At 61.5% G+C, this 18,288-nt stretch carries 18 protein-coding genes and 1 tRNA gene; 10 read left to right on the top strand and 9 right to left on the bottom strand.

Annotation, left to right across the window (positions count from 1 at the left end):
• Nucleotides 1-152 precede the first annotated feature (152 nt).
• From trbJ to trbF, 3 genes are all read left to right on the top strand, one after another.
• The gene (gene trbJ, locus FHS49_RS17445; RefSeq protein ID WP_184021297.1) at nucleotides 153-827 is read left to right on the top strand and encodes a P-type conjugative transfer protein TrbJ; all 675 of its coding nucleotides are present in this window, start codon (nucleotides 153-155) and stop codon (nucleotides 825-827) included.
• Nucleotides 828-947: 120 nt separating this feature from the next.
• Nucleotides 948-2,258 carry a P-type conjugative transfer protein TrbL gene (gene trbL, locus FHS49_RS17440; RefSeq protein WP_184021099.1) on the top strand — a complete coding sequence of 437 codons (1,311 nt, stop codon included), beginning with the start codon at nucleotides 948-950 and terminating at the stop codon, nucleotides 2,256-2,258.
• Nucleotides 2,259-2,262: 4 nt separating this feature from the next.
• Nucleotides 2,263-3,069: a conjugal transfer protein TrbF gene (gene trbF, locus FHS49_RS17435; RefSeq protein WP_184021096.1), complete on the top strand. Its 807-nt coding sequence runs from the start codon at nucleotides 2,263-2,265 to the stop codon at nucleotides 3,067-3,069.
• On the opposite strand, the gene FHS49_RS19715 is transcribed toward trbF, so the two are convergent.
• Nucleotides 3,059-3,283, bottom strand: coding sequence for a hypothetical protein (locus FHS49_RS19715; RefSeq protein WP_246350978.1), 225 nt, complete (start codon nucleotides 3,281-3,283; stop codon nucleotides 3,059-3,061). The genes trbF and FHS49_RS19715 overlap by 11 nt on opposite strands.
• On the opposite strand from FHS49_RS19715, the gene trbG reads away from it, so the two are divergent.
• The 6 genes from trbG to FHS49_RS17405 all read left to right on the top strand — a co-directional run bounded on the left by trbG (nucleotide 3,177) and on the right by FHS49_RS17405 (nucleotide 7,543).
• Nucleotides 3,177-4,031 (top strand): P-type conjugative transfer protein TrbG, encoded by an 855-nt coding sequence (trbG, locus tag FHS49_RS17430; RefSeq protein ID WP_343053017.1) that lies wholly within the window; start codon nucleotides 3,177-3,179, stop codon nucleotides 4,029-4,031. The genes FHS49_RS19715 and trbG overlap by 107 nt on opposite strands.
• Entirely contained in the window at nucleotides 4,028-5,239 is a 1,212-nt protein-coding gene (locus tag FHS49_RS17425; protein WP_184021089.1) for a TraB/TrbI/VirB10 family type IV secretion system protein, read from the top strand. Before trbG ends, FHS49_RS17425 begins: the two co-directional genes overlap by 4 nt.
• A 9-nt stretch (nucleotides 5,240-5,248) precedes the next feature.
• Nucleotides 5,249-5,506: a DUF2274 domain-containing protein gene (locus tag FHS49_RS17420; RefSeq protein WP_184021086.1), complete on the top strand. Its 258-nt coding sequence runs from the start codon at nucleotides 5,249-5,251 to the stop codon at nucleotides 5,504-5,506.
• Entirely contained in the window at nucleotides 5,503-5,694 is a 192-nt protein-coding gene (locus FHS49_RS17415) for a helix-turn-helix transcriptional regulator (RefSeq protein ID WP_184021083.1), read from the top strand. Before FHS49_RS17420 ends, FHS49_RS17415 begins: the two co-directional genes overlap by 4 nt.
• 278 nt (nucleotides 5,695-5,972) lie before the next feature.
• Entirely contained in the window at nucleotides 5,973-6,290 is a 318-nt protein-coding gene (locus FHS49_RS17410; RefSeq protein WP_184021081.1) for a helix-turn-helix domain-containing protein, read from the top strand.
• Nucleotides 6,291-6,328: 38 nt separating this feature from the next.
• The gene (locus FHS49_RS17405) at nucleotides 6,329-7,543 is read left to right on the top strand and encodes a type II toxin-antitoxin system HipA family toxin (protein ID WP_246350900.1); all 1,215 of its coding nucleotides are present in this window, start codon (nucleotides 6,329-6,331) and stop codon (nucleotides 7,541-7,543) included.
• 380 nt (nucleotides 7,544-7,923) lie between these two features.
• On the opposite strand, the gene FHS49_RS17400 is transcribed toward FHS49_RS17405, so the two are convergent.
• From FHS49_RS17400 to FHS49_RS17375, 6 genes are all read right to left on the bottom strand, one after another.
• A tRNA-Lys gene (locus tag FHS49_RS17400) sits at nucleotides 7,924-7,999 on the bottom strand.
• 89 nt (nucleotides 8,000-8,088) lie between these two features.
• Complete coding sequence (rodA, locus tag FHS49_RS17395) at nucleotides 8,089-9,204, bottom strand: rod shape-determining protein RodA (RefSeq protein WP_184021075.1); 1,116 nt, start codon at nucleotides 9,202-9,204, stop codon at nucleotides 8,089-8,091.
• Nucleotides 9,201-11,201, bottom strand: a complete 2,001-nt coding sequence (gene mrdA / locus FHS49_RS17390) for a penicillin-binding protein 2 (protein WP_343053016.1) — start codon at nucleotides 11,199-11,201, stop codon at nucleotides 9,201-9,203. Before mrdA ends, rodA begins: the two co-directional genes overlap by 4 nt.
• Nucleotides 11,198-11,710 (bottom strand): rod shape-determining protein MreD, encoded by a 513-nt coding sequence (gene mreD, locus FHS49_RS17385; protein ID WP_184021072.1) that lies wholly within the window; start codon nucleotides 11,708-11,710, stop codon nucleotides 11,198-11,200. The genes mrdA and mreD overlap by 4 nt, the downstream gene beginning before the upstream one ends.
• The gene (locus tag FHS49_RS17380; protein WP_184021069.1) at nucleotides 11,707-12,591 is read right to left on the bottom strand and encodes a rod shape-determining protein MreC; all 885 of its coding nucleotides are present in this window, start codon (nucleotides 12,589-12,591) and stop codon (nucleotides 11,707-11,709) included. The genes mreD and FHS49_RS17380 overlap by 4 nt, the downstream gene beginning before the upstream one ends.
• Before the next feature lie 15 nt (nucleotides 12,592-12,606).
• On the bottom strand, nucleotides 12,607-13,656 hold the full coding sequence (locus FHS49_RS17375) for a rod shape-determining protein (protein ID WP_184021066.1): 1,050 nt from the start codon (nucleotides 13,654-13,656) through the stop codon (nucleotides 12,607-12,609).
• 151 nt (nucleotides 13,657-13,807) lie between these two features.
• Here FHS49_RS17375 and mutL point away from each other — a divergent pair, with 151 nt between their 5' ends.
• Nucleotides 13,808-15,568, top strand: coding sequence for a DNA mismatch repair endonuclease MutL (gene mutL / locus FHS49_RS17370; protein ID WP_184021064.1), 1,761 nt, complete (start codon nucleotides 13,808-13,810; stop codon nucleotides 15,566-15,568).
• A gap of 67 nt (nucleotides 15,569-15,635) precedes the next feature.
• On the opposite strand, the gene FHS49_RS17365 is transcribed toward mutL, so the two are convergent.
• Nucleotides 15,636-16,373, bottom strand: a complete 738-nt coding sequence (locus FHS49_RS17365) for a hypothetical protein (RefSeq protein WP_184021061.1) — start codon at nucleotides 16,371-16,373, stop codon at nucleotides 15,636-15,638.
• A gap of 119 nt (nucleotides 16,374-16,492) precedes the next feature.
• The gene (gene leuA / locus FHS49_RS17360; RefSeq protein WP_184021058.1) at nucleotides 16,493-18,157 is read right to left on the bottom strand and encodes a 2-isopropylmalate synthase; all 1,665 of its coding nucleotides are present in this window, start codon (nucleotides 18,155-18,157) and stop codon (nucleotides 16,493-16,495) included.
• Between the last annotated feature and the right edge of the window lie 131 nt (nucleotides 18,158-18,288).

The raw sequence follows: 18,288 nt of genomic DNA, 5'->3' as shown, positions 1-18,288 counted from the left end.
CCGCTCATCAAAGCCAGGGACGGGTTCAAACATGGGTCACTTCTCAGTGGAAATTACTGGCTTCCCCGGGTCACTTCTCAGCGGCAATCAACACACTTCGCAAATATCTCGTGTCCGGTGCGCTGGCGCTGGCATCGACTGGCGCGCTCGTCATGGCGCTGACGGTCCCGGTCACGCCGGTGCACGCCATCGTGGTGTTCGATCCCAGCAACTATGCCCAGAATGTGCTGACAGCGGCGCGCACGCTCCAGCAGATCAATCAGCAGATGCAGTCGCTCCAGAATGAAGCGGCGATGCTGACCGGCATGGCCAAGAATCTGACGAAGATCGATTTTCCCGAACTTCAGCAACTCACGCAAAAGCTCCAGCAGATCGATCGGCTGATGCGGCAGGCGCAGGGCGTGGATTTCGATATCGACCGGGTCGACGATCAGTTCCGCACACTCTTCCGCACCAATTTCGAACAGGCGCTGCGCAGTGATCAGCGCGTGATGGGGGCACGGTCGCGCCTCGACACTGCGATGGCGGCCTTCCGCCAGACCATGACCGTACAAGCACAGGTCGTCGGCAATGTGCGCGAAGATGCGACTGCGCTCGCAGCCATCGTTGCCAAAAGCCAAGGCGCTGAAGGCGGCTTGCAGGCGCAACAGGCCACCAATCAATTGCTCGCGCTCACCGCCAAGCAGCAATTTCAGATCCAGAGCCTGATGGCCGCCCAATATCGCGCGGAAGCGATCGAGCAGGCGCGGCGTGTCCAGGCCGAGGCCGAAGCGCGCACCGCCACGAAGCAGTTTCTGGGATCCGGCAAGGCCTACACCCCGGATTGAGTTGAGACAGCGCCGGTCCCGTCCTTCCCCGGCCGGTGCGCTGTCTCGTCGCGGAGCTCTGTCGTCCCCCAAGCACCGCCGGGGCTCCGCGACATCCTTCATCCATCGGAACATGACCCTATGAATGATCTCAACGTCATCGATGCCTTCATGCAGGCGTTCATCACCTACATCGACAGCGGGTTCGGCCTGCTCGGGCCGGACGTCGGCTTCCTGACCACGACGCTGATTGGCATCGACATCACGCTGGCTGGCCTGTTCTGGGCGATGGGTGGTGAACAGGACGTCATCGGGAGGTTTCTCAAGAAGATCCTCTACATCGGTGCGTTCGCGTTCATTTTGAACAGCTTCTCCACGCTTGCCGACATCATCTTTAAGTCCTTTGCCGCTGCAGGCCTGACCGCGGGCGGTGGCGCGCTGTCGGCGGACGATCTGCTCAAACCCGGGCGCCTGGCCGGCATCGGGTTCGAGGCGGGATGGCCGCTGCTGGAACAGGCCTCCGAGATGATGGGGTTTACCAGCTTCTTCGACAATTTCCTGACGATCGTCGTCCTGCTGTTTGCCTGGGCGCTCGTCATCATCGCCTTCTTCATTCTCGCCGTGCAGATGTTCGTGACGATCATCGAGTTCAAGCTGACTACGCTGGCAGGGTTCATCCTCGTGCCGTTTGCTTTGTGGAACCGGACCAGTTTCCTGGCCGAGCGCGTGCTCGGCAATGTGGTCTCGTCCGGCATCAAGGTGATGGTGCTCGCGGTTATCGTCGGCATCGGCTCCAATTTCTTTGCCCAGTTCGTCAGCGCTTTGCAGGGGCAGGAGCCCGATATTGGCCAGGCCATGAGCCTTGTGCTTGCAGCGCTTTCGCTATTCGGTCTCGGCATTTTCGCACCCGGTATCGCCTCCGGCCTCGTCGCCGGTGCACCGCAACTCGGCGCCGGCGCGGCGCTCGGCACGACGGTCGGTGCCGCCGGCATTGCTGCGGTCGGCGGCATGGCGGCCGCCGGAACTGCACGCGCCGCAGGGGGCGGCGCGCTAGCGGCGGTCAGGGCAGGGACGTCGATGGGTTCGGCGGCTTCGACCGCTTACCGCTTGGGCAATGAGACCGCTGCCTCGCCGTCCGTCGCCGCCGGTCTCGGCGGCGTGGCGCAGGCTGCGGGCGGTGCGATGCGGCAGAAGGCATCCAGCGCGCTCGGATTTGGCGAAGCGGTCGAATCCGGACGCACTGCCGCCTGGAATGCGATGGCGAAGACCGACGCCGCGCCTGCGTCGACGGGATCCGGCGTGCCGTCAGGCAGCGAGGCCCCCGCATGGGCGCAGGCGCTCCACGGCAAGCAGACCGCCCGCCATCACCGTCACGCCGCGCTGCAGAGCCTGAAGGAAGGCGATCGCGGCGGGGCGTCGGCAACCCCCGACATCAAGGAAAAGGATGATTAAGCCCATGATCTTCAAACGCGCGGTCCAGCGTTACGGACAATCTCCCCAACCTGAAACGCCCTATCAACGCGCTGGCCAGCTCTGGGACGAGCGGATCGGCTCGGCTCGCGTCCAGGCCAGGAACTGGCGATACATGGCTTTTGGCGGCCTGCTCGTGTCGACCACTATGTCGATGGCGCTGATCTGGCAGTCGCTGCAAAGCCGGGTCATCCCCTATGTGGTCGAGGTCGATCGGTTTGGTGAAGCGCGGGCGGTCACCGAGGCAGAAGCGGCATTCACACCCAGTGATCCCCAGATCGCCTGGCATCTGGCGAAATTTATCAGGAATGTACGATCCATATCGCTCGATCCAATCTTGATGCGTGAGGACTGGCTGTCAGCCTATGACTTTGCCACGAAGCGTGGCGCGCAGTTCATCGGGGAATATGCCCGTGCCGCCAATCCATTTGCCAATGTGGGCCAGAAGGCGGTGTCGGTTCAGGTCACGAGCGTGGTGCGGGCCTCGGAACGCTCGTTTCAGGTCAAATGGCGCGAGACGGCCTATGACAATGGGAGCGAGGCGGGCGTGTCTCGATGGACGGCCATGGTCACGGTCGCGATTCGGCCGCCGGCCTCGGCTGACACGCTCAGGAAAAATCCGCTCGGCCTCTATGTCGATGCCATCGACTGGAGCCGGGAGCTCGAAGCGCCGGTGGTGGCGAAGCGCCCGATGCCAGCATCCTCATCGCCAGCGCTCATTCAGGAGCCGCTCGATCCAGTTTCCGATGCTGTTCCACCCCCAATGCCTCAGTCCCAGGAGATCAAGCCATGACCCGTCGTCTTTCCATGCCGCTGATGTGCATATCGGCTTTGGCGCTGATCGCCGCCGATGGGCCGCCGCCCCATAAACCTGCAATTGCCAGGGAAAGTTCGGCCGCCGTGAGGACGGTTGCAGTCAAATCCGCGCCGCACGTGAAACCGGTTCGGAGATTGGCGCGAAAACCCGCGCGACCGCGACCCAGCTCACCGGTTGCTGGCATCGCCATGGCCAATCGCGCTGCCACGGTCGTGCCGGCAGCGCACGCCTATATCAATGCAGCCCAGGTCTATCCGTTCAGCGAGGGTGCGATCTACCAGGTCTATGCCGCGCCAGAGCGTGTGACCGACATCGCATTGCAGCCCGGGGAGATTCTGGGGGCGGTCGCCAGCGGTGATACGGTCCGCTGGGTGATCGGCGACACCAGCAGTGGGGCAGGGGCGGGCAAGCGCACGCACATCCTGATCAAGCCTTTCGCACCGGGCCTCAGGACCAATCTCGTGGTCACCACCGATCGGCGGACCTATCATCTGTCGTTGATCAGCACCGCGGGCGCAGCCACGGCCTCGCTGTCCTGGACCTATCCGCACGACGCGCTGATCGCGCTGAAGCGCGCGGCAGCAGAAGCCGAGGCCGCGAAACCGGTGGCTGCGGGTCTCGATATTGCTAGCCTCCGCTTCAATTACGCGATTTCCGGCGACAGGCCGTCATGGCGGCCCTTACGCGCCTTTGACGATGGCCGGCAGATTTTCATCGAATTTGCAAGAGAAGTGACCACCGTTGAAGCGCCGCCGCTGTTCATTGTGGACGGCAAGGGGCAGGCGCAACTCGTCAATTATCGGATGAACGGCCGTCATTACATCGTCGATCGCATTTTCGACGCCGCTGAGTTGCGGCTCGGTCTGAAGGATCAACAGGTCGTGCGAATCACCCGGCTCGATGCCGGGGCCGTTACATTGAATCGGAAAGCACGATGAGCGGCACCCAGCAGCCCGATCCCGTGCCTGGGATGCCAGAAAAGCTCGATCCCGAAACGCTGGTGCTGCGCGCGAGCCCGGCACGTGCCATCCGTTTCAAGCGCGGCATGGTGGTCGGTATCGCCGCTTTCGCATCGGTCAGCCTGGTCGGCGTGGCATGGATGTCACTGAAACCGGCATCGTTCATGGCGGCCCGTCAGGGAGAGCCTCGCGCGGAGCCCGCGGCCTCGTCATCGGATACGGTCAATGCGCTGCCTTCCGGCTATGACCAGATTCCCCAGCTGGGGCCGCCACTTCCCGGCGACCTGGGGCGGCCGATCCTCGCGCACCAGCGTGAGATGGCGACCGAAATGCCGGGCGACGGCGCAGTCGGCGGCGGTCAGCATGTGCCAGCCCAGCCCGACAACCGCCTTTCCGACCAGAAATCTGCACGCGAATCCGGTCTCATGTTCGGATCACGCCAGCCGGGAGATGTGGGCCGCGACCCGGATGGTGAATCCAATCGGCCTGCTGGGCAAGCGTCCATAGCATCCACCGTAGCACTCGATCCCGAGCGGGATCCCAATGCCCAGCAGCGCAAGGCCGATTTTGCGGCGACGGCGAACGGGAAGGGGGCAATTAATCCGCACGCGCTGACGCCACTGATCTCGCCCTACACGCTTTCCGCCGGGTCGATCATCTCGGCGAGCTTGATTACCGGCCTCAGGTCGGATCTTCCGGGCATTGTGACGGCCCAGGTGACCGAACAGGTCTATGACAGTGCAACCGGACGGTATCTCCTGATTCCGCAGGGCGCCCGCCTGATTGGCAGCTATGACAGTGTGGTGGCATTCGGCCAGAAGCGGGCGCTGCTGGTTTGGCAGCGGTTGATCCTGCCCGATGGGAGTTCGTTGGCGATCGACAACGCCCCGGCCACCGACCCTTCGGGTTATTCAGGCTTGGCAGACAAGGTGGATTTTCATACCTGGACGCTGCTCAAGGGCATCGCTTTGTCCACATTGCTGGGTGTGGGCTCGGATCTCGTGTTTTCTGGGGACAGCGATCTGGTGCAAGCTATTCGGCTTTCGTCGCAGAGTGATGTGTCTCGGGCGGGCGAGCAGATCACGTCGCGCAATCTCAATATCCAGCCGACGATCACCATCCGACCCGGCGCGCCCGCGCGTCTTATGGTGCATCGCGACCTGATCCTGAAACCCTGGAATGGATAGGAAGCCTGCATGGGACAATTGAAACTTCCACGGCTGCCAGAACGCACGCCGGTAAAGGTGACGCTGTCAATTCCGCCGGATCTGAATGATGCGCTCACGGATTATGCGGAGCTCTATGCGACAACCTACGGACGTCAGGAAGCCGTCGCTGAGCTGATTCCGGCTATGCTTTCTCTTTTTCTCGAAAGCGACCGTGAATTTGTAAAAATCCGTCGTAACAAGCATTCGAAAGTGATCGCCGATCAGAGCAAAGGAGCCACATTATGAATGCGCCTCCCGAAAGAATATTGCGTATCGCCGTAGTTCTCGACCGGGTTGGTTTCAGCAGAGCGACCCTCTACAGGAACATCCGTCGCGGACGCTTTCCGAAGCCGTTGAAAATCAGCGAAAATTGTTCGGGATGGTACGAATCCCAAATCACAGCGTGGATTGAACGTTTCCGAGCATCAGACTGAATGCTGGGAACTGCGGCGATTGCTAACGGCGGCACATGCACCCCGAAAATGAGACGTTGAATAACCGCGGCGAAGCCCTTCAACAATGTTGGACGGTCGTCATTGTCTAGGATGGCGCTCAAGGTCATGTTGAAGTCCATCTCGTTTCAATATGCTGTTGAATGGGATAATGTTCTCCGCGGCATTCCGGGCATCGAGCTTCCACTAGCGATTTATCTAAATGTCCTCATAAGAACGATAGAATTGACACATATGACATAATCGTCCATATACGGACAGTGTTTGAAACTCCTTTTGAACTTGCGCAAGCCATTGGCGCCCGCATTCGATCGCGGCGGCTCATATTGGGCTGGACGCAAGCGGAAGTCGCGGAACGGTCTGGTATATCCTACCGTACTTGGAGGCGACTTGAAGCCGAGGGCAAAGCGTCGATAGACGATCTGGTTCGTGCCGCAATTGCTCTGCGATGCGAAGAGGGCCTGAAAACTCTGTTCCCCGAACCTTCGGCAAGCAGCATGGATGCCTTACTCGAACGCCAACAGGCTACAGAGCGAGACATGATCAAACGTCGGGCGCGGGCTCCCCGGCGCGTATGACAATGAAGCTTGCCCCAGGCTCGCCGCTGAAGGTTGGAATGTGGCTCGACGAATCCGATAATGTTCAGCCAGTTGGTCGGCTGGCGATGGCCCGGACGCGCGCGCAACTTGAATGGTCATCTGAAATCATTGCAAGCGGAATGCCGATCGCCCCCGCGCTCTACCCAGTCGAGCGGGGATTGCTGGAAGCGCGGTCGAACGATTTCGATGGTTTGCACGGCTTTCTCGCCGACAGCTTGCCGGAGGGTTGGGGCGCTCTCGTGATGAAGCGGCGACTGGCCAAGCTTGGGTTCCGCTGGGACGATCTGAACGGGGTTGATCGCCTTGCTCTCGTTGGTCACCGGGGGCGTGGGGCGCTCGTCTATGCCCCGGCCACCACGCCGAACGAGGATGTGCAGACGCTCGATCTAGACGAGTTGGCCGCGCAGTCGCATTCGATCCTGTTGGGCGAGGAGGCAAGCCTCGCTGACACGCTCGCAACTCTGGCGGGAGCGTCGGGCGGTGCGCGACCCAAGGTTCACATCGGCTTTTCACCGGACGGTAAGGTCTGCCTCGCGGAAGACGAGTCTGGCGGTAGTTTCGAAAGCTGGATCGTGAAATTCCGTGCGCTGGCCGATCCAGTGGACATCGGCCCGGTCGAGGAAGCCTATGCCCGAATGGCACGCGCCGCTGGTATAACCATGGCAACTTCACGCGTGCTGCCGGCTAAGGAAGGTTCAGGCTATTTTGCCACGCGCCGTTTTGACAGACCTGTGCCGGCGCGCCGTCTCCACATGGTCTCCCTTGCCGGCGCGATCGAAGCACCCTCGCACATGCCGAGTATCGATTATGACGGCTTCCTTCGCGCAGTGCATGGCATCACCCGCCATGCCGGCGACCTCGAGCAGGCGTTCCGGCGCATGCTATTCAACATCCTGGCATGCAACCGGGACGATCACACACGTCAACACAGTTTCCTGCTCGATGCGGATAGCGAATGGCGGCTCGCGCCGGCCTATGACTTGACTTACTCCAGCGGTCCGGGCGGGGAGCATTATCTGGCAGTGGCAGGAGAGGGGCGGACTCCGACACGCGATCATGTGTTGCGCCTCGCCAAGCGTCACGGGTTTTCGGAAGTTGCGGTCTCACAGATGATTGACGCCGTCCGTGCGAGTATCGCCGACTGGCCACGGCATGCCGAGGAGCTTGCGGTTAGTGCTTCCCTCAATGAGATCACCGCACGCTTGGCAGGGATCGACAAAGTTTTCGGATGAAGATTCCGTTATCGTTGCGGCGTCGTAATGCTTTGCTCTCCCAGTAACTGATCGCACGATCGCTCTCAATCCTGACTTGATAAGCTTGGTCGAGATTGGCGACGACCCGCGCTTGTTCATCAGAAAAGGTGTGGCTGGGCTAATCCCCCTGCAAATTGAGCTTCCCTGTCACCGCCGCTTTGTGAGGGAGGGTGATCTGCCCCGTCGAGTGGACCAATTGCTCTCTAGTTGATCACTCGCGTCGATACGGACGATTGAACACGACATTTCATATTATATAGTTTTGTGGCCCACAGCGTGGCCCACAGCGATGAAAAATCTCAAGATGAAAATTTTTGAACTTCGCTCCTAATGTAGAGCATTGATTTTATTGAAGTTTTTGGTGGACGCACTTGGGCTCGAACCAAGGACCCGCTGATTAAGAGTCAGCTGCTCTACCAACTGAGCTATGCGTCCATCCGTCTTGCGATCGGAGCGGTTTGGAGAGCCGTCCGTTCAAGAGGCGTGCCCGCTACCATGGGATTCGCCGGAGTGCAAACAGGAAATCAATCGAATCGGCTGCGGCCTCGATTGCTGCGCTCTATGCCCATCAGAATGCCGATGCAGATCATCACCGTCATCATCGCCGACCCGCCGAAACTGAATAGCGGGAGCGGGATGCCGACGACGGGGGCGAGGCCCATCACCATCATCAGATTGATCGCGACATAGAAGAAGATCGTGGTGGCGAGGCCGCAGGCGGCGAGGCGCGCGAAGCGGCTGTTGGCGCGCTGGCCGACGCGCAGTCCCCAGCGGACGACCAGGATGAACGCGGTGATCAGCAGCACGCCGCCGGCCAGCCCCCATTCCTCCGCCATGGTGGCGAAGACGAAATCGGTGTGGCCTTCGGGCAGATAATCCAGATGGCTCTGCGTGCCGTTCAGGAAGCCCTTGCCGAAAATGCCGCCGGAGCCGATCGCGATCTTGGACTGGCTGATGTGATAGCCCGCGCCGAGCGGATCGCTTTCGGGATCCATGAAGATCAGCACGCGATTGCGCTGATAATCATGCAGCCCGAAGAAGAAGGCGAGGGGCGCGATGATCGCCAGCGCGGCGACGCCGCCGACGAAGAGTCGCAAGGGCAGGCCGGCGAGGAACATCACGGTCAGCCCGCCTGCGATGATCATCAGCGCGGTGCCGAGATCGGGCTGCACCATCACGAGCAGGGCAGGGATTCCGATCAGCAATGCGGCGGGCCAGATCGCGATCCAGCTCCGGATCTGCCCGGCGGGCAGGATATCGTAGAAGCGCGCGACGGCGAGGACGATGGCGAGCTTCATCAATTCGGACGGCTGCAGCCGGATAATGCCGAGATCGAGCCACCGCTGGCTTCCCCCGCCCACGAAGCCGAGCATTTCGACGAGCAGCAGCAGGATCAGGATCCCCCCGTAGAGCGGAAACGCCGCCGCTTTCCATATCTGCTCGGGAATGCGTGCGATGACGAGCGCCATCACGATGAAAACCATGAATTTGATGCCCTGCGACATCGCCCAAGGCTTCAGATGCCCGCCTGCGGCCGAATAGAGCACCACCAGGCCAAAGCCGCCGATCGCCATCACCAGGAAGAGCAGTTTCCACGGGAGCTGCGCGAGCGGGGCGGGGATCATGGAAGGACCGCTCATTCGGGCGGCTCCGGTTCGGTCGCATTCTGGGTGGGGGCTGGCCGCGGGGCGGCGGGTGCGGCGGCATTGGAAGCCGCCGGGGCTTGGGGTGCAGGCGGCAACACGCCCGCCTTGGCTGCCTTATAGCCCACGCGGGCTGCCGCCATGCGCGTGTTGATGTCGCCGCCCCATCCGGCTTCGAGCCCTGCGAGCTTCTCCATCGCCTTGGCTGGATCGAAGAGATAGAGGAAGCAATCGCTGCCGACCGGCGCTGCCGCGCTGGAACCATGCAGGCCATGCTCGATCACCACGGCGATGGCGTAACGCGGATTGTCCACGGGCGCGAAACCGACGAACAGCGCGTGATCGCGATATTTCCACGGAACATTCGACCCGCCGCGCGAGGATCCGGCGATCTTGCGCACCTGCGCCGTACCGGTCTTGCCCGCCATGCGGATGCCATCGAGTTGCAGACGGCTGCGCCCCGCGGTCCCGCCTTCATTGACCACTTCATCCATCCCGCGGCGGACGGCGGCGAAATGCTCCGCGGGGATATCCAGCAGGGGGTCGGGCTTTTCATTGTTCCGGCGCAGCAGCTTGGGCGTGAGCGCCCGGCCCGATGCGACCCGCGCCGCCATCAGCGCCAGTTGCAGCGGACTGACCTGGAGATAGCCCTGGCCGATCGCCGTGTTGAGCGTGTCGGACTGGCTCCATTCCTGCTTGTAGCGTTTCTGTTTCCATGCGGGATCGGGAACCGTCCCATATTTCTGGGAGGGCATGGGCAGCGGGTAATCGGCCCCCATGCCGAGAAGGCGGGCCATGTCTGCAATGCCCTGAATGCCCGTCTTGCGGCCCTGCGTGTAGAAATAGGTGTTACAGCTTTTCGCAAGCGCGCGGTACATGTTCATCGGGCCATGACGCCCGAGACAGGCGAAGCGTCGATTGCCGAGCTGATAACCCCCGTTGCAATAAACGATCTCCTCCGGATCGATCCCGGCCTTTTGCAAGGCCAGCGAGGTTACGGGCTTGAACGTGGATCCCGGCGGGTAAAGGCCTTGCAGGGACTTGTTGAGCAACGGGATATGATCATTGCCCGAGAGCATATCCCATTCATCATGGCTGATGCCGTCCGAAAAGCTGTTCGGATCATAAGCCGGCATTGAGGCCAGCGCGAGAATGCCGCCGGTCAGGCAATCGATCACCACCGCCGAGCCTGATTGATCGCCCAGGCGGCGTGCGGCGAAGGCCTGAAGCCCCGCATCTACCGTGAGCGGAATGGTGCGCCCGGCAACGTCGGCCACGCTGGAGAGTTCGCGCACCAGCTTGCCGCGCGCGGTCACCTCGGTGCGCCGCGCGCCGGGCTTGCCGCGCATGGGGCCATCGAGCATCTTTTCGATGCCATCCTTGCCGATCTTGAAGCCCGGCGTGATCAGCAGCGGATCGCGCTTTTTTTCATAATCTTTGGCCGATGCTGCGCCGACATAACCGACGAGATGCGCGACCGCAGCGCCATCGGGGTAGAAGCGGGAAAATCCGCGCGCCGGCGCGATGCCGGGCATATCGGACAGGCGCACGCTGATCGCGGCATATTGATCATAGGTCAGCCCTTCGGCCACCTGGACGGGCTGAAACCCTGCGGCATCATCCAGTTCATCGAGGATGCGCTTGCGCTCATCATCATCAAGCCCGAGCAGATCGCCCAACGCATTGACCGCGCCGGGACCGTCGGCCACGCGATCGGGGATCAGATCGACACGGAAATCGGTGCGGTTGATGGCGATCGGCTTGTTGTAGCGATCGACGATCCAGCCGCGGCGGGGCGGGATCAGCGTGAGATTGAGACGGTTGCTTTCGGCGAGCAACTCATAATGCTCGTTCTGCGCGATCGAGAGCCAGCCCATGCGCGTGGCCAGCACGACACCCAACGCCGCCTGCGCCCCGCCGAGAAAGAGCGCGCGGCGGCTGAACGTGATCGATTGGGACGCTTCGGAGATGATCCGGGTCTGACGTCTTTTCACGAGAGTCGCCAGCGATCCAGCAGCGCGCAGACCCGCGCGACGACAGGGAAGATCAGGATGGATACCAGAATTTGCGGCACGATCAGCAACACATGTCCTTCGCCGCCCGCCCCATTGGCGGTGATCAGCCCCCCCAGGAGCACTGCTATAATCAAGGCTGCGGCCATGAGCCAGTCCTGCCAGTAATCGCGCCACACCAGCCGCTGATCGATCAGATCGAGCACGAGCAGCGCGAGCGTCCACAGCATCATCGCGCTGCCGATCGGCTGACCGGAGACGAGATCATCGAACAGGCCAAGCGGCAGGCCGATCCACACCGGCCATAATTCGGGACGCAGCAGTCGCCAGGAAAGGAGCATCATGAAGCCGAAAGGCGGCAGCGAGGGGGATTCAGCGATGAAGGGCAGCAGCACGGCGAGCGATCCCGCCAATGTGGTGACGACGGGCAGGATCTGACCGCGCATCCGCGCGGCTTGCAATTCGCGCTCCGAACGAATGCGCGGGTTCATTCCGGCGCGCCCTCGACCGCGGCGGGCGGCGCGGCGGCGAGCGGCTGGAAGATGGGCTGGACGATCGCATAATCCAGGCGCGAGGGATCGGCGAGAACACGCCCGACCGCGGCGTCGCCCGAGGTCGTGGTGGCGATCGCGACCGGAATCTGGGGCGGATAGACGCCGCCCGTGCCCGATGTGACGAACACGTCGCCGATGCGCAGCACGTTGGCACCCGATGTGAGCGCGCGAATTTCCACCGTGCCTTCGCCATTGCCGGTGACGATGGCGGGCAGTCCGTCGCTGATCCGGATCACGGGGACGACATTGCCGGTATCGGTGATCAGCAGCACGCGCGCGGTAATCCGGCCGGTCTCCACGACGCGGCCGACAAGCCCATCCGGTCCGCGCACCGGCTGGCCGTTGGCGACGCCGCTCGACGCGCCGGCGTCGAGTATGGCGAACCGCCGCGTGCTGGTCGCCGAGGAGCTGACAAGTCGCGCGGTGACGATCGCGGCCGGATCGCCTTCCCGGATGGCCAGCAGTCTCTTGAGGCGCTTATTCTCATATTCAGTGGCGCGCGCTGCGGTCAGGCGGCGACGGGCGGTGTCGAGTTCGGCGCGGAGTTCAGCATTCTTGGAACCGGCACGGAAATATTCGGCGATCGAGTCGCCGCCCGATCCCGTTCCGCGCACCACGGTGGTCAGCACGCGCGACACCGGCGACGTGATATCCGAGAGCAGGCTGCGGATCGCATTATGGCCCGCTGGATCGACCCATGCGGTGACGAGCAGCAAAAGCCCCACCAATGCACCGGCGACGGCGATCACATAGCTCGCGAAGAGACCATATTGCGCCTTACGGGAAAAACCGGGGCGCCGGTTTTTGGGCGGCGCCATGATGCCGGCTCCGGATCAGGCGGTGAGCAGCACGCCGCGGAAGACAGGATCTTCCAGCGCGCGGCCCGTCCCCAGAGCGACGCAGGTCAACGGATCGTCCGCCACCGTGACCGGCAGGCCGGTCTCGTCGCGCAGAACCTCGTCTATCCCCTGCAGCAGCGCGCCGCCGCCGGTGAGCACGATGCCCTGGTCCACGATATCCGCTGCCAGTTCAGGCGCGGTGTTTTCCAGCGCGATACGCACGCCCTCGACGATGGTGCCAACGGGTTCGGACAGCGCTTCTGCGATCTGGCCCTGGTTGATGGTGATTTCCTTGGGCACGCCGTTGACGAGATCGCGGCCCTTGATGTGGATCGTCTTGCCGATGCCATCCAGCGGCACCTTGGCCACGCCCACTTCCTTCTTGATCCGCTCTGCCGTGCCTTCGCCAATCAGCAGATTGTGGTTGCGGCGAACATAGGAGACGATCGCCTCGTCCATCTTGTCCCCGCCGACGCGCACCGATGTGGAATAAGCCACACCGCGCAGCGACAATACGGCAACTTCGGTGGTGCCGCCGCCGATATCGACGACCATCGAGCCAATGGGTTCGGTCACGGGCATGTCGGCACCGATCGCGGCGGCCATCGGCTCTTCGATCAGCCACACTTGCGATGCGCCGGCATTCGAAGCGGCGTCACGGATGGCGCGGCGCTCGACCGAGGTGGAACCCGAGGGCACGCAGATCACGATCTCGGGCCAGGAAGGGAAACGACGCTGACCGTGGACCTTATGGATGAAATGCTTGATCATCTGCTCGGCCACGTCGATGTCCGCGATCACGCCATCGCGCAAGGGACGGATAGCCTCGATGCTGCCGGGGGTCTTGCCCATCATCATCTTGGCGTCGTCACCGACGGCCTTGACGCGCTTCACGCCATTGATGGTTTCGATCGCGACGACCGAAGGTTCGTTAAGAACAATGCCGCGCCCTCGCAAATAAACCACCGTATTGGCAGTGCCGAGATCGATCGCCATGTCATGCGACATCATCTTGAAGAAGTTCAAACGAGAAAAAAACGACATTCCGTCCGGTCCAGACCTGCTCCTGCGGACCGCATGGGAGTGCGATCCTGTCAATATCTTCCGCCGCGGCGCTCGCAGACCATCTGTGGGCACCAGATATTTCGTAAACGCCGGGTCGCGGGATGCCGTCGATTGGGCTAGACCGGCTCCCATGTCAATACGCCGTCTGCCCGAACATCTCGTCAATCGTATCGCCGCAGGGGAAGTGGTCGAACGGCCCTCAAGCGCCCTGAAAGAGCTTGTCGAGAACGCAATCGACGCGGGGGCCACGCGAATCACCATCCGGATCGAGAGCGGGGGGATCGACCTGATCGAAGTGAGCGACGATGGATGCGGCATGGAACGCGACGAAATGGCACTGGCGCTGGAGCGTCATGCCACATCCAAGCTGCCAGATGATGCGATCGAGGCGGTTTCGACGCTCGGTTTCAGGGGCGAAGCGCTGCCCTCGATCGCCAGCGTGTCCCGATTCACGCTGGAAAGCCGGGTGCGCGGCGCGGATGGCTGGTCGCGCATCGTGGACAATGGCAGGCTTGAGGGTGAGGGGCCGGCTGCCTTGCCGCCTGGCACGCGGATCAAAGTCGAACAATTGTTCGAGAAAGTGCCGGCGCGGCGCAAATTCCTGAAATCCGCGCGCTCGGAATATGCGGCCTGCGTGGATGTGGTCAAAAGACTCGCGATGGCGCGGCCCGATATCGCCTTCTCGCTGGAACATGAGGGGCGCAAGGCGCTCTCGGTGCAGGGCGATCAGAGCCGCCCCGATCGCGTGGCCGCGCTGACCGACAGGGCGCTGATCGACAATAGTGTAGGCATTGATTTCGAGCGTGAGGGCGTGCGGTTGGGCGGGGTCGCCGGCTTGCCGACATTCAACCGCGGGGTTGCGGATCACCAATATCTCTTCGTGAACGGCCGCCCGGTGAAGGATCGATTGCTGGTCGGTGCGGTGCGCGGCGCCTATGCCGATGTGCTGGCGCGGGACCGGCATCCGGTGGTGGCGCTGTTTCTCGAAGTGCCCGCCGATGCGGTGGATGTGAATGTGCATCCTGCCAAGACCGAGGTGCGTTTTCGCGATTCCGCGCTGATCCGCGGGATGATCGTGAGCGGCCTGCGCCGGGCGCTGGACGAGGCCGGGCATCGCAGCGCGCAGCGGCCGTCCTTAGGCGCGCTTGGCAAATGGCAAAGCGAGCCGCTGGATTTCGGTATGCCGACACCGCATCAGCCCGCTGCCCCCGTGCAGCATCAGGTGTGGGATCGCCGCGCCAGCTTTATCACCCCGCCAGCCCCGATGGGCCGCGCCGAACCCGCCTGGACCCCGCCGCCGGAAACGATCAGCTATCCGCTGGGCGTCGCGCGCGGGCAGGTGGCCAAGACCTATATCGTGGCCGAGGCCGAGGACGGGCTGGTGATCGTCGATCAGCACGCGGCGCACGAACGGCTCGTGCTGGAGCGGATGAAGCGCGCGGTGGAGGGCGGCACAGTCAAATCCCAGGCGTTGCTGCTGCCCGAAGTGGTCGAACTGGACGAGAGCGCCTGCGACCGGCTCGAGGCGCGGATCGTGGAACTGGCCGAACTGGGGCTTGAACTGGAACGGTTCGGCCCCGCCGCCATGCTGGTTCGCGCGACGCCGGCTTTGTTAGGGGCCGGCGACACCAGGGGGCTGATCACCGATCTCGCCGATGAACTCGCGGCTTATGACGAAGCCTTGTCCTTGAAAGAGCGTCTGGATCATGTCGCCGCGACGATGGCCTGTCACGGATCCGTGCGGGCAGGGCGGGTGCTGTCGGTGGCGGAAATGAACGCATTGCTGCGGGAAATGGAAGTGACACCGCATTCCGGCCAATGCAATCACGGGCGGCCGACCTGGGTGAAGCTGGCGCATGGGGATATCGAAAAGCTGTTCGGGCGGAAGTGAGCGACTAACTCATTGCGGTGGCGGTGTAGGTTTGCAAACATGAGAATAGGGAACGGCCAAAATTAAGCTAATTGCATTTGTGCCTGGTATTGTCTTCGATGGTCAGATCATCTCCTGATCGGGAAAGAACCATCTCAAATGTATCGTTCCATAGCTCACCCTCGCCTGAAAACGAAGCCTCTATGGTAATAGAGCGTGAACTATGGATTTTAATGCTTTTTACGTTCGCGTCGCTCTCGTAGAACTGCAGCTTATCAGGCGCTATAACGAGGCGGGATTCATTCCGGCCAGTTCCGCAATCTTGGAGATTTGTGTTCCATTCGCCTAGAAAAGCTACCGGTAAACTCTGCGGTAGCAATTGCACATATCGATTTTTGTTTTTGAGTTGATTTTGAATATCGTTTTTCCAAACCTCTAATCGGCCATTGATTGCGTCCTCAAAAGCGGACCCGATAACAGAATCAGGTTCATATGGTGTTCGATCAATTCGACCACCAGCGTTGTTTTTGATTACGCGGCATGGGACGGAACATTCGGATGTATATAGACGACGACCCTGATCGTCGAGACTTGCTAAATTGTGCGTGCCGTTCCTCAACCCGAGATATTGAAAAGCAAGAATTTTTCCTACGACCTTACCCTGCTTCCGATCCTCTTCGGAAATGGCAGTCGCGTAAAAGTAAGTGTATTTTTCACGCTCGATATAATTATGTTGATCCTGCACAGGCAGCATCTCTGCTGTCTTTTCATTGGAATCAACGACGACGTTAGTGGGAGGGTTTTCAGAACTGCAGGAAGTCAGCATGATACCAATTATTGCTAGGACAACTCGCGTTACCATACCAAAGCACCTCCCCAACGTTATTTACATAGCATAGGAATTTTGATGTTATTGACTATTTGGATAAAAGAAAATCTAAAGCGTTACGCCCCGTTGGCGGCACTCAGCACGGCACGAACAGATGCCGTCGCCACATCCTCATCCATACCGATACCGAACACGGTGCGGCCATCGGCCGTCCTGCACTCGACATAGGCGGCCGCCTGCGCATCGGCGCCGTGGCCGATCGCGTGTTCCTGATAATCCAGCACTTCCAGCTCAAGCCCGGTCTCGTCGCGCAGCGCGGCGATCACGCTGGAGATGAGGCCGTTGCCCCGGCCGCTGACCGAGCGTTCCTCGCCATTCAGGCGGATGCGGCCGGCGAACACGCGCTCGCCGCCGACCTGGCCGCGGGCTTCATCATAATCGACCAGTTCATAGGGGCGATCGTCGGCCAGATGATAATGCTGGCCGAAGGCACCCCAGATGTCCGCGGCGTTGAGTTCGCGGCTGGTCTCGTCGGCCAGCGCCTGCACGACGCGGCTGAAATCGGCCTGCATCCTCTTGGGCAGTTTCAGACCCTTGTCCTGCTCAAGCACCCAGGCCACGCCACCCTTGCCGGATTGCGAATTGACGCGGATCACCGCTTCATAATCGCGACCCAGATCCTTGGGGTCGATCGGCAGATAGGGCACGTCCCAATATTGATCGTTGCGCTGTTCCTGTGCCGCGAAACCCTTTTTGATCGCATCCTGATGCGAGCCGGAAAAGGCGGTGAACACCAGTTCGCCGGCATAAGGATGGCGCGGATGGACGGGCAGGGCGTTGCAATATTCGACCGTCTTGATGACCTCGTCGATATCGGAAAAGTCCAGCTTTGGATCCAGCCCGTGCGTATACATGTTGAGCGCGACCGTCACCAGATCGACATTGCCCGTGCGCTCGCCATTGCCGAACAGGCAGCCCTCGACGCGATCGCCGCCCGCGAGCAGGCCGAGTTCGGTCGCCGCGACGCCGGTGCCGCGGTCATTATGCGTGTGCAGGCTGATCACCACGCTGTCGCGATTGGGGATGTTGCGCCCGAAATATTCGATCTGATCGGCGTAGATATTGGGCGTGGCCGCCTCCACCGTAGCGGGCAGATTGAAGATGATCGGCTTGCCTGGCGTGGGCTTGAGCACATCCATCACCGCGCTGCAGACTTCCAGCGAGAAATCGAGTTCGGCGGTGGAGAAGGTTTCGGGCGAATATTCGAAATGCCAGTCCGTATCGGGCTGTTTTGCGGCTTCGTCGCGCAGGATCTTCGCGCCGGTGATGGCGATGTCCTTCACCTCGGTCTGGCTCATGTTGAAGACGATCCGCCGCCATGCCGGGGACACCGCATTGTAGAGATGCACGATCGCCTGCTTTGCGCCCTTCAGGCTCTGGAAGCTGGTTTCGATCAGATCGCGGCGGGACTGGGTGAGCACCTGGACGATCACGTCATCGGGGATCTTGCCATTCTGGACGAGGCCCGAGATGAAATCGAATTCGGTCGCGCCGGCGCTGGGGAAACCGACCTCGATCTCCTTCACGCCCACCTTGAGCAGCAGATCGAAGAAACGCTGCTTCTTTTCGCTGTCCATCGGATCGATCAGCGCCTGATTGCCATCGCGCATATCGGTGGAGAGCCAGCGTGGTGCCTTGGTGATCGTCTGCGATGGCCATTGCCGATCGGGCAGATCGACCTGAGGGAAGGGACGGTATTTTATGGAAGGATCGCGTAACATGGGTCTAGTCTCATCGGCTTCGCGCGCATCCCTGACGGAGCGAGCGGGTTGTATCGGTTTCGGTGATCAGCCCTTAGGCGGTCGATGCAGCCTCGCAGGGCCGCACGAAATCGTCGCGCCTAAGGGCGCGT

It is taken from the genome of Sphingobium boeckii (genome assembly GCF_014199215.1).
In the GTDB taxonomy this organism is placed as follows: domain Bacteria; phylum Pseudomonadota; class Alphaproteobacteria; order Sphingomonadales; family Sphingomonadaceae; genus Sphingobium_A; species Sphingobium_A boeckii.
The sequence above is the reverse complement of the archived record's forward strand: the minus strand, read 5'-3'. Positions and strand labels throughout refer to the sequence as shown.

Excerpts from the sequence above, each read along its gene's own strand:
- trbJ (WP_184021297.1), top strand. The coding sequence starts at position 153 with ATGGCGCTGACGGTCCCGGTCACGCCGGTGCACGCCATCGTGGTGTTC.
- trbL (WP_184021099.1), top strand. The coding sequence starts at position 948 with ATGAATGATCTCAACGTCATCGATGCCTTCATGCAGGCGTTCATCACC.
- trbF (WP_184021096.1), top strand. The coding sequence starts at position 2,263 with ATGATCTTCAAACGCGCGGTCCAGCGTTACGGACAATCTCCCCAACCT.
- FHS49_RS19715 (WP_246350978.1), bottom strand. The coding sequence starts at position 3,283 with ATGGCGATGCCAGCAACCGGTGAGCTGGGTCGCGGTCGCGCGGGTTTT.
- FHS49_RS17425 (WP_184021089.1), top strand. The coding sequence starts at position 4,028 with ATGAGCGGCACCCAGCAGCCCGATCCCGTGCCTGGGATGCCAGAAAAG.
- FHS49_RS17420 (WP_184021086.1), top strand. The coding sequence starts at position 5,249 with ATGGGACAATTGAAACTTCCACGGCTGCCAGAACGCACGCCGGTAAAG.
- FHS49_RS17415 (WP_184021083.1), top strand. The coding sequence starts at position 5,503 with ATGAATGCGCCTCCCGAAAGAATATTGCGTATCGCCGTAGTTCTCGAC.
- FHS49_RS17405 (WP_246350900.1), top strand. The coding sequence starts at position 6,329 with ATGTGGCTCGACGAATCCGATAATGTTCAGCCAGTTGGTCGGCTGGCG.
- rodA (WP_184021075.1), bottom strand. The coding sequence starts at position 9,204 with ATGAGCGGTCCTTCCATGATCCCCGCCCCGCTCGCGCAGCTCCCGTGG.
- mreD (WP_184021072.1), bottom strand. The coding sequence starts at position 11,710 with ATGAACCCGCGCATTCGTTCGGAGCGCGAATTGCAAGCCGCGCGGATG.
- FHS49_RS17380 (WP_184021069.1), bottom strand. The coding sequence starts at position 12,591 with ATGGCGCCGCCCAAAAACCGGCGCCCCGGTTTTTCCCGTAAGGCGCAA.
- FHS49_RS17375 (WP_184021066.1), bottom strand. The coding sequence starts at position 13,656 with ATGTCGTTTTTTTCTCGTTTGAACTTCTTCAAGATGATGTCGCATGAC.
- mutL (WP_184021064.1), top strand. The coding sequence starts at position 13,808 with ATGTCAATACGCCGTCTGCCCGAACATCTCGTCAATCGTATCGCCGCA.
- FHS49_RS17365 (WP_184021061.1), bottom strand. The coding sequence starts at position 16,373 with ATGCTGACTTCCTGCAGTTCTGAAAACCCTCCCACTAACGTCGTCGTT.
- leuA (WP_184021058.1), bottom strand. The coding sequence starts at position 18,157 with ATGTTACGCGATCCTTCCATAAAATACCGTCCCTTCCCTCAGGTCGAT.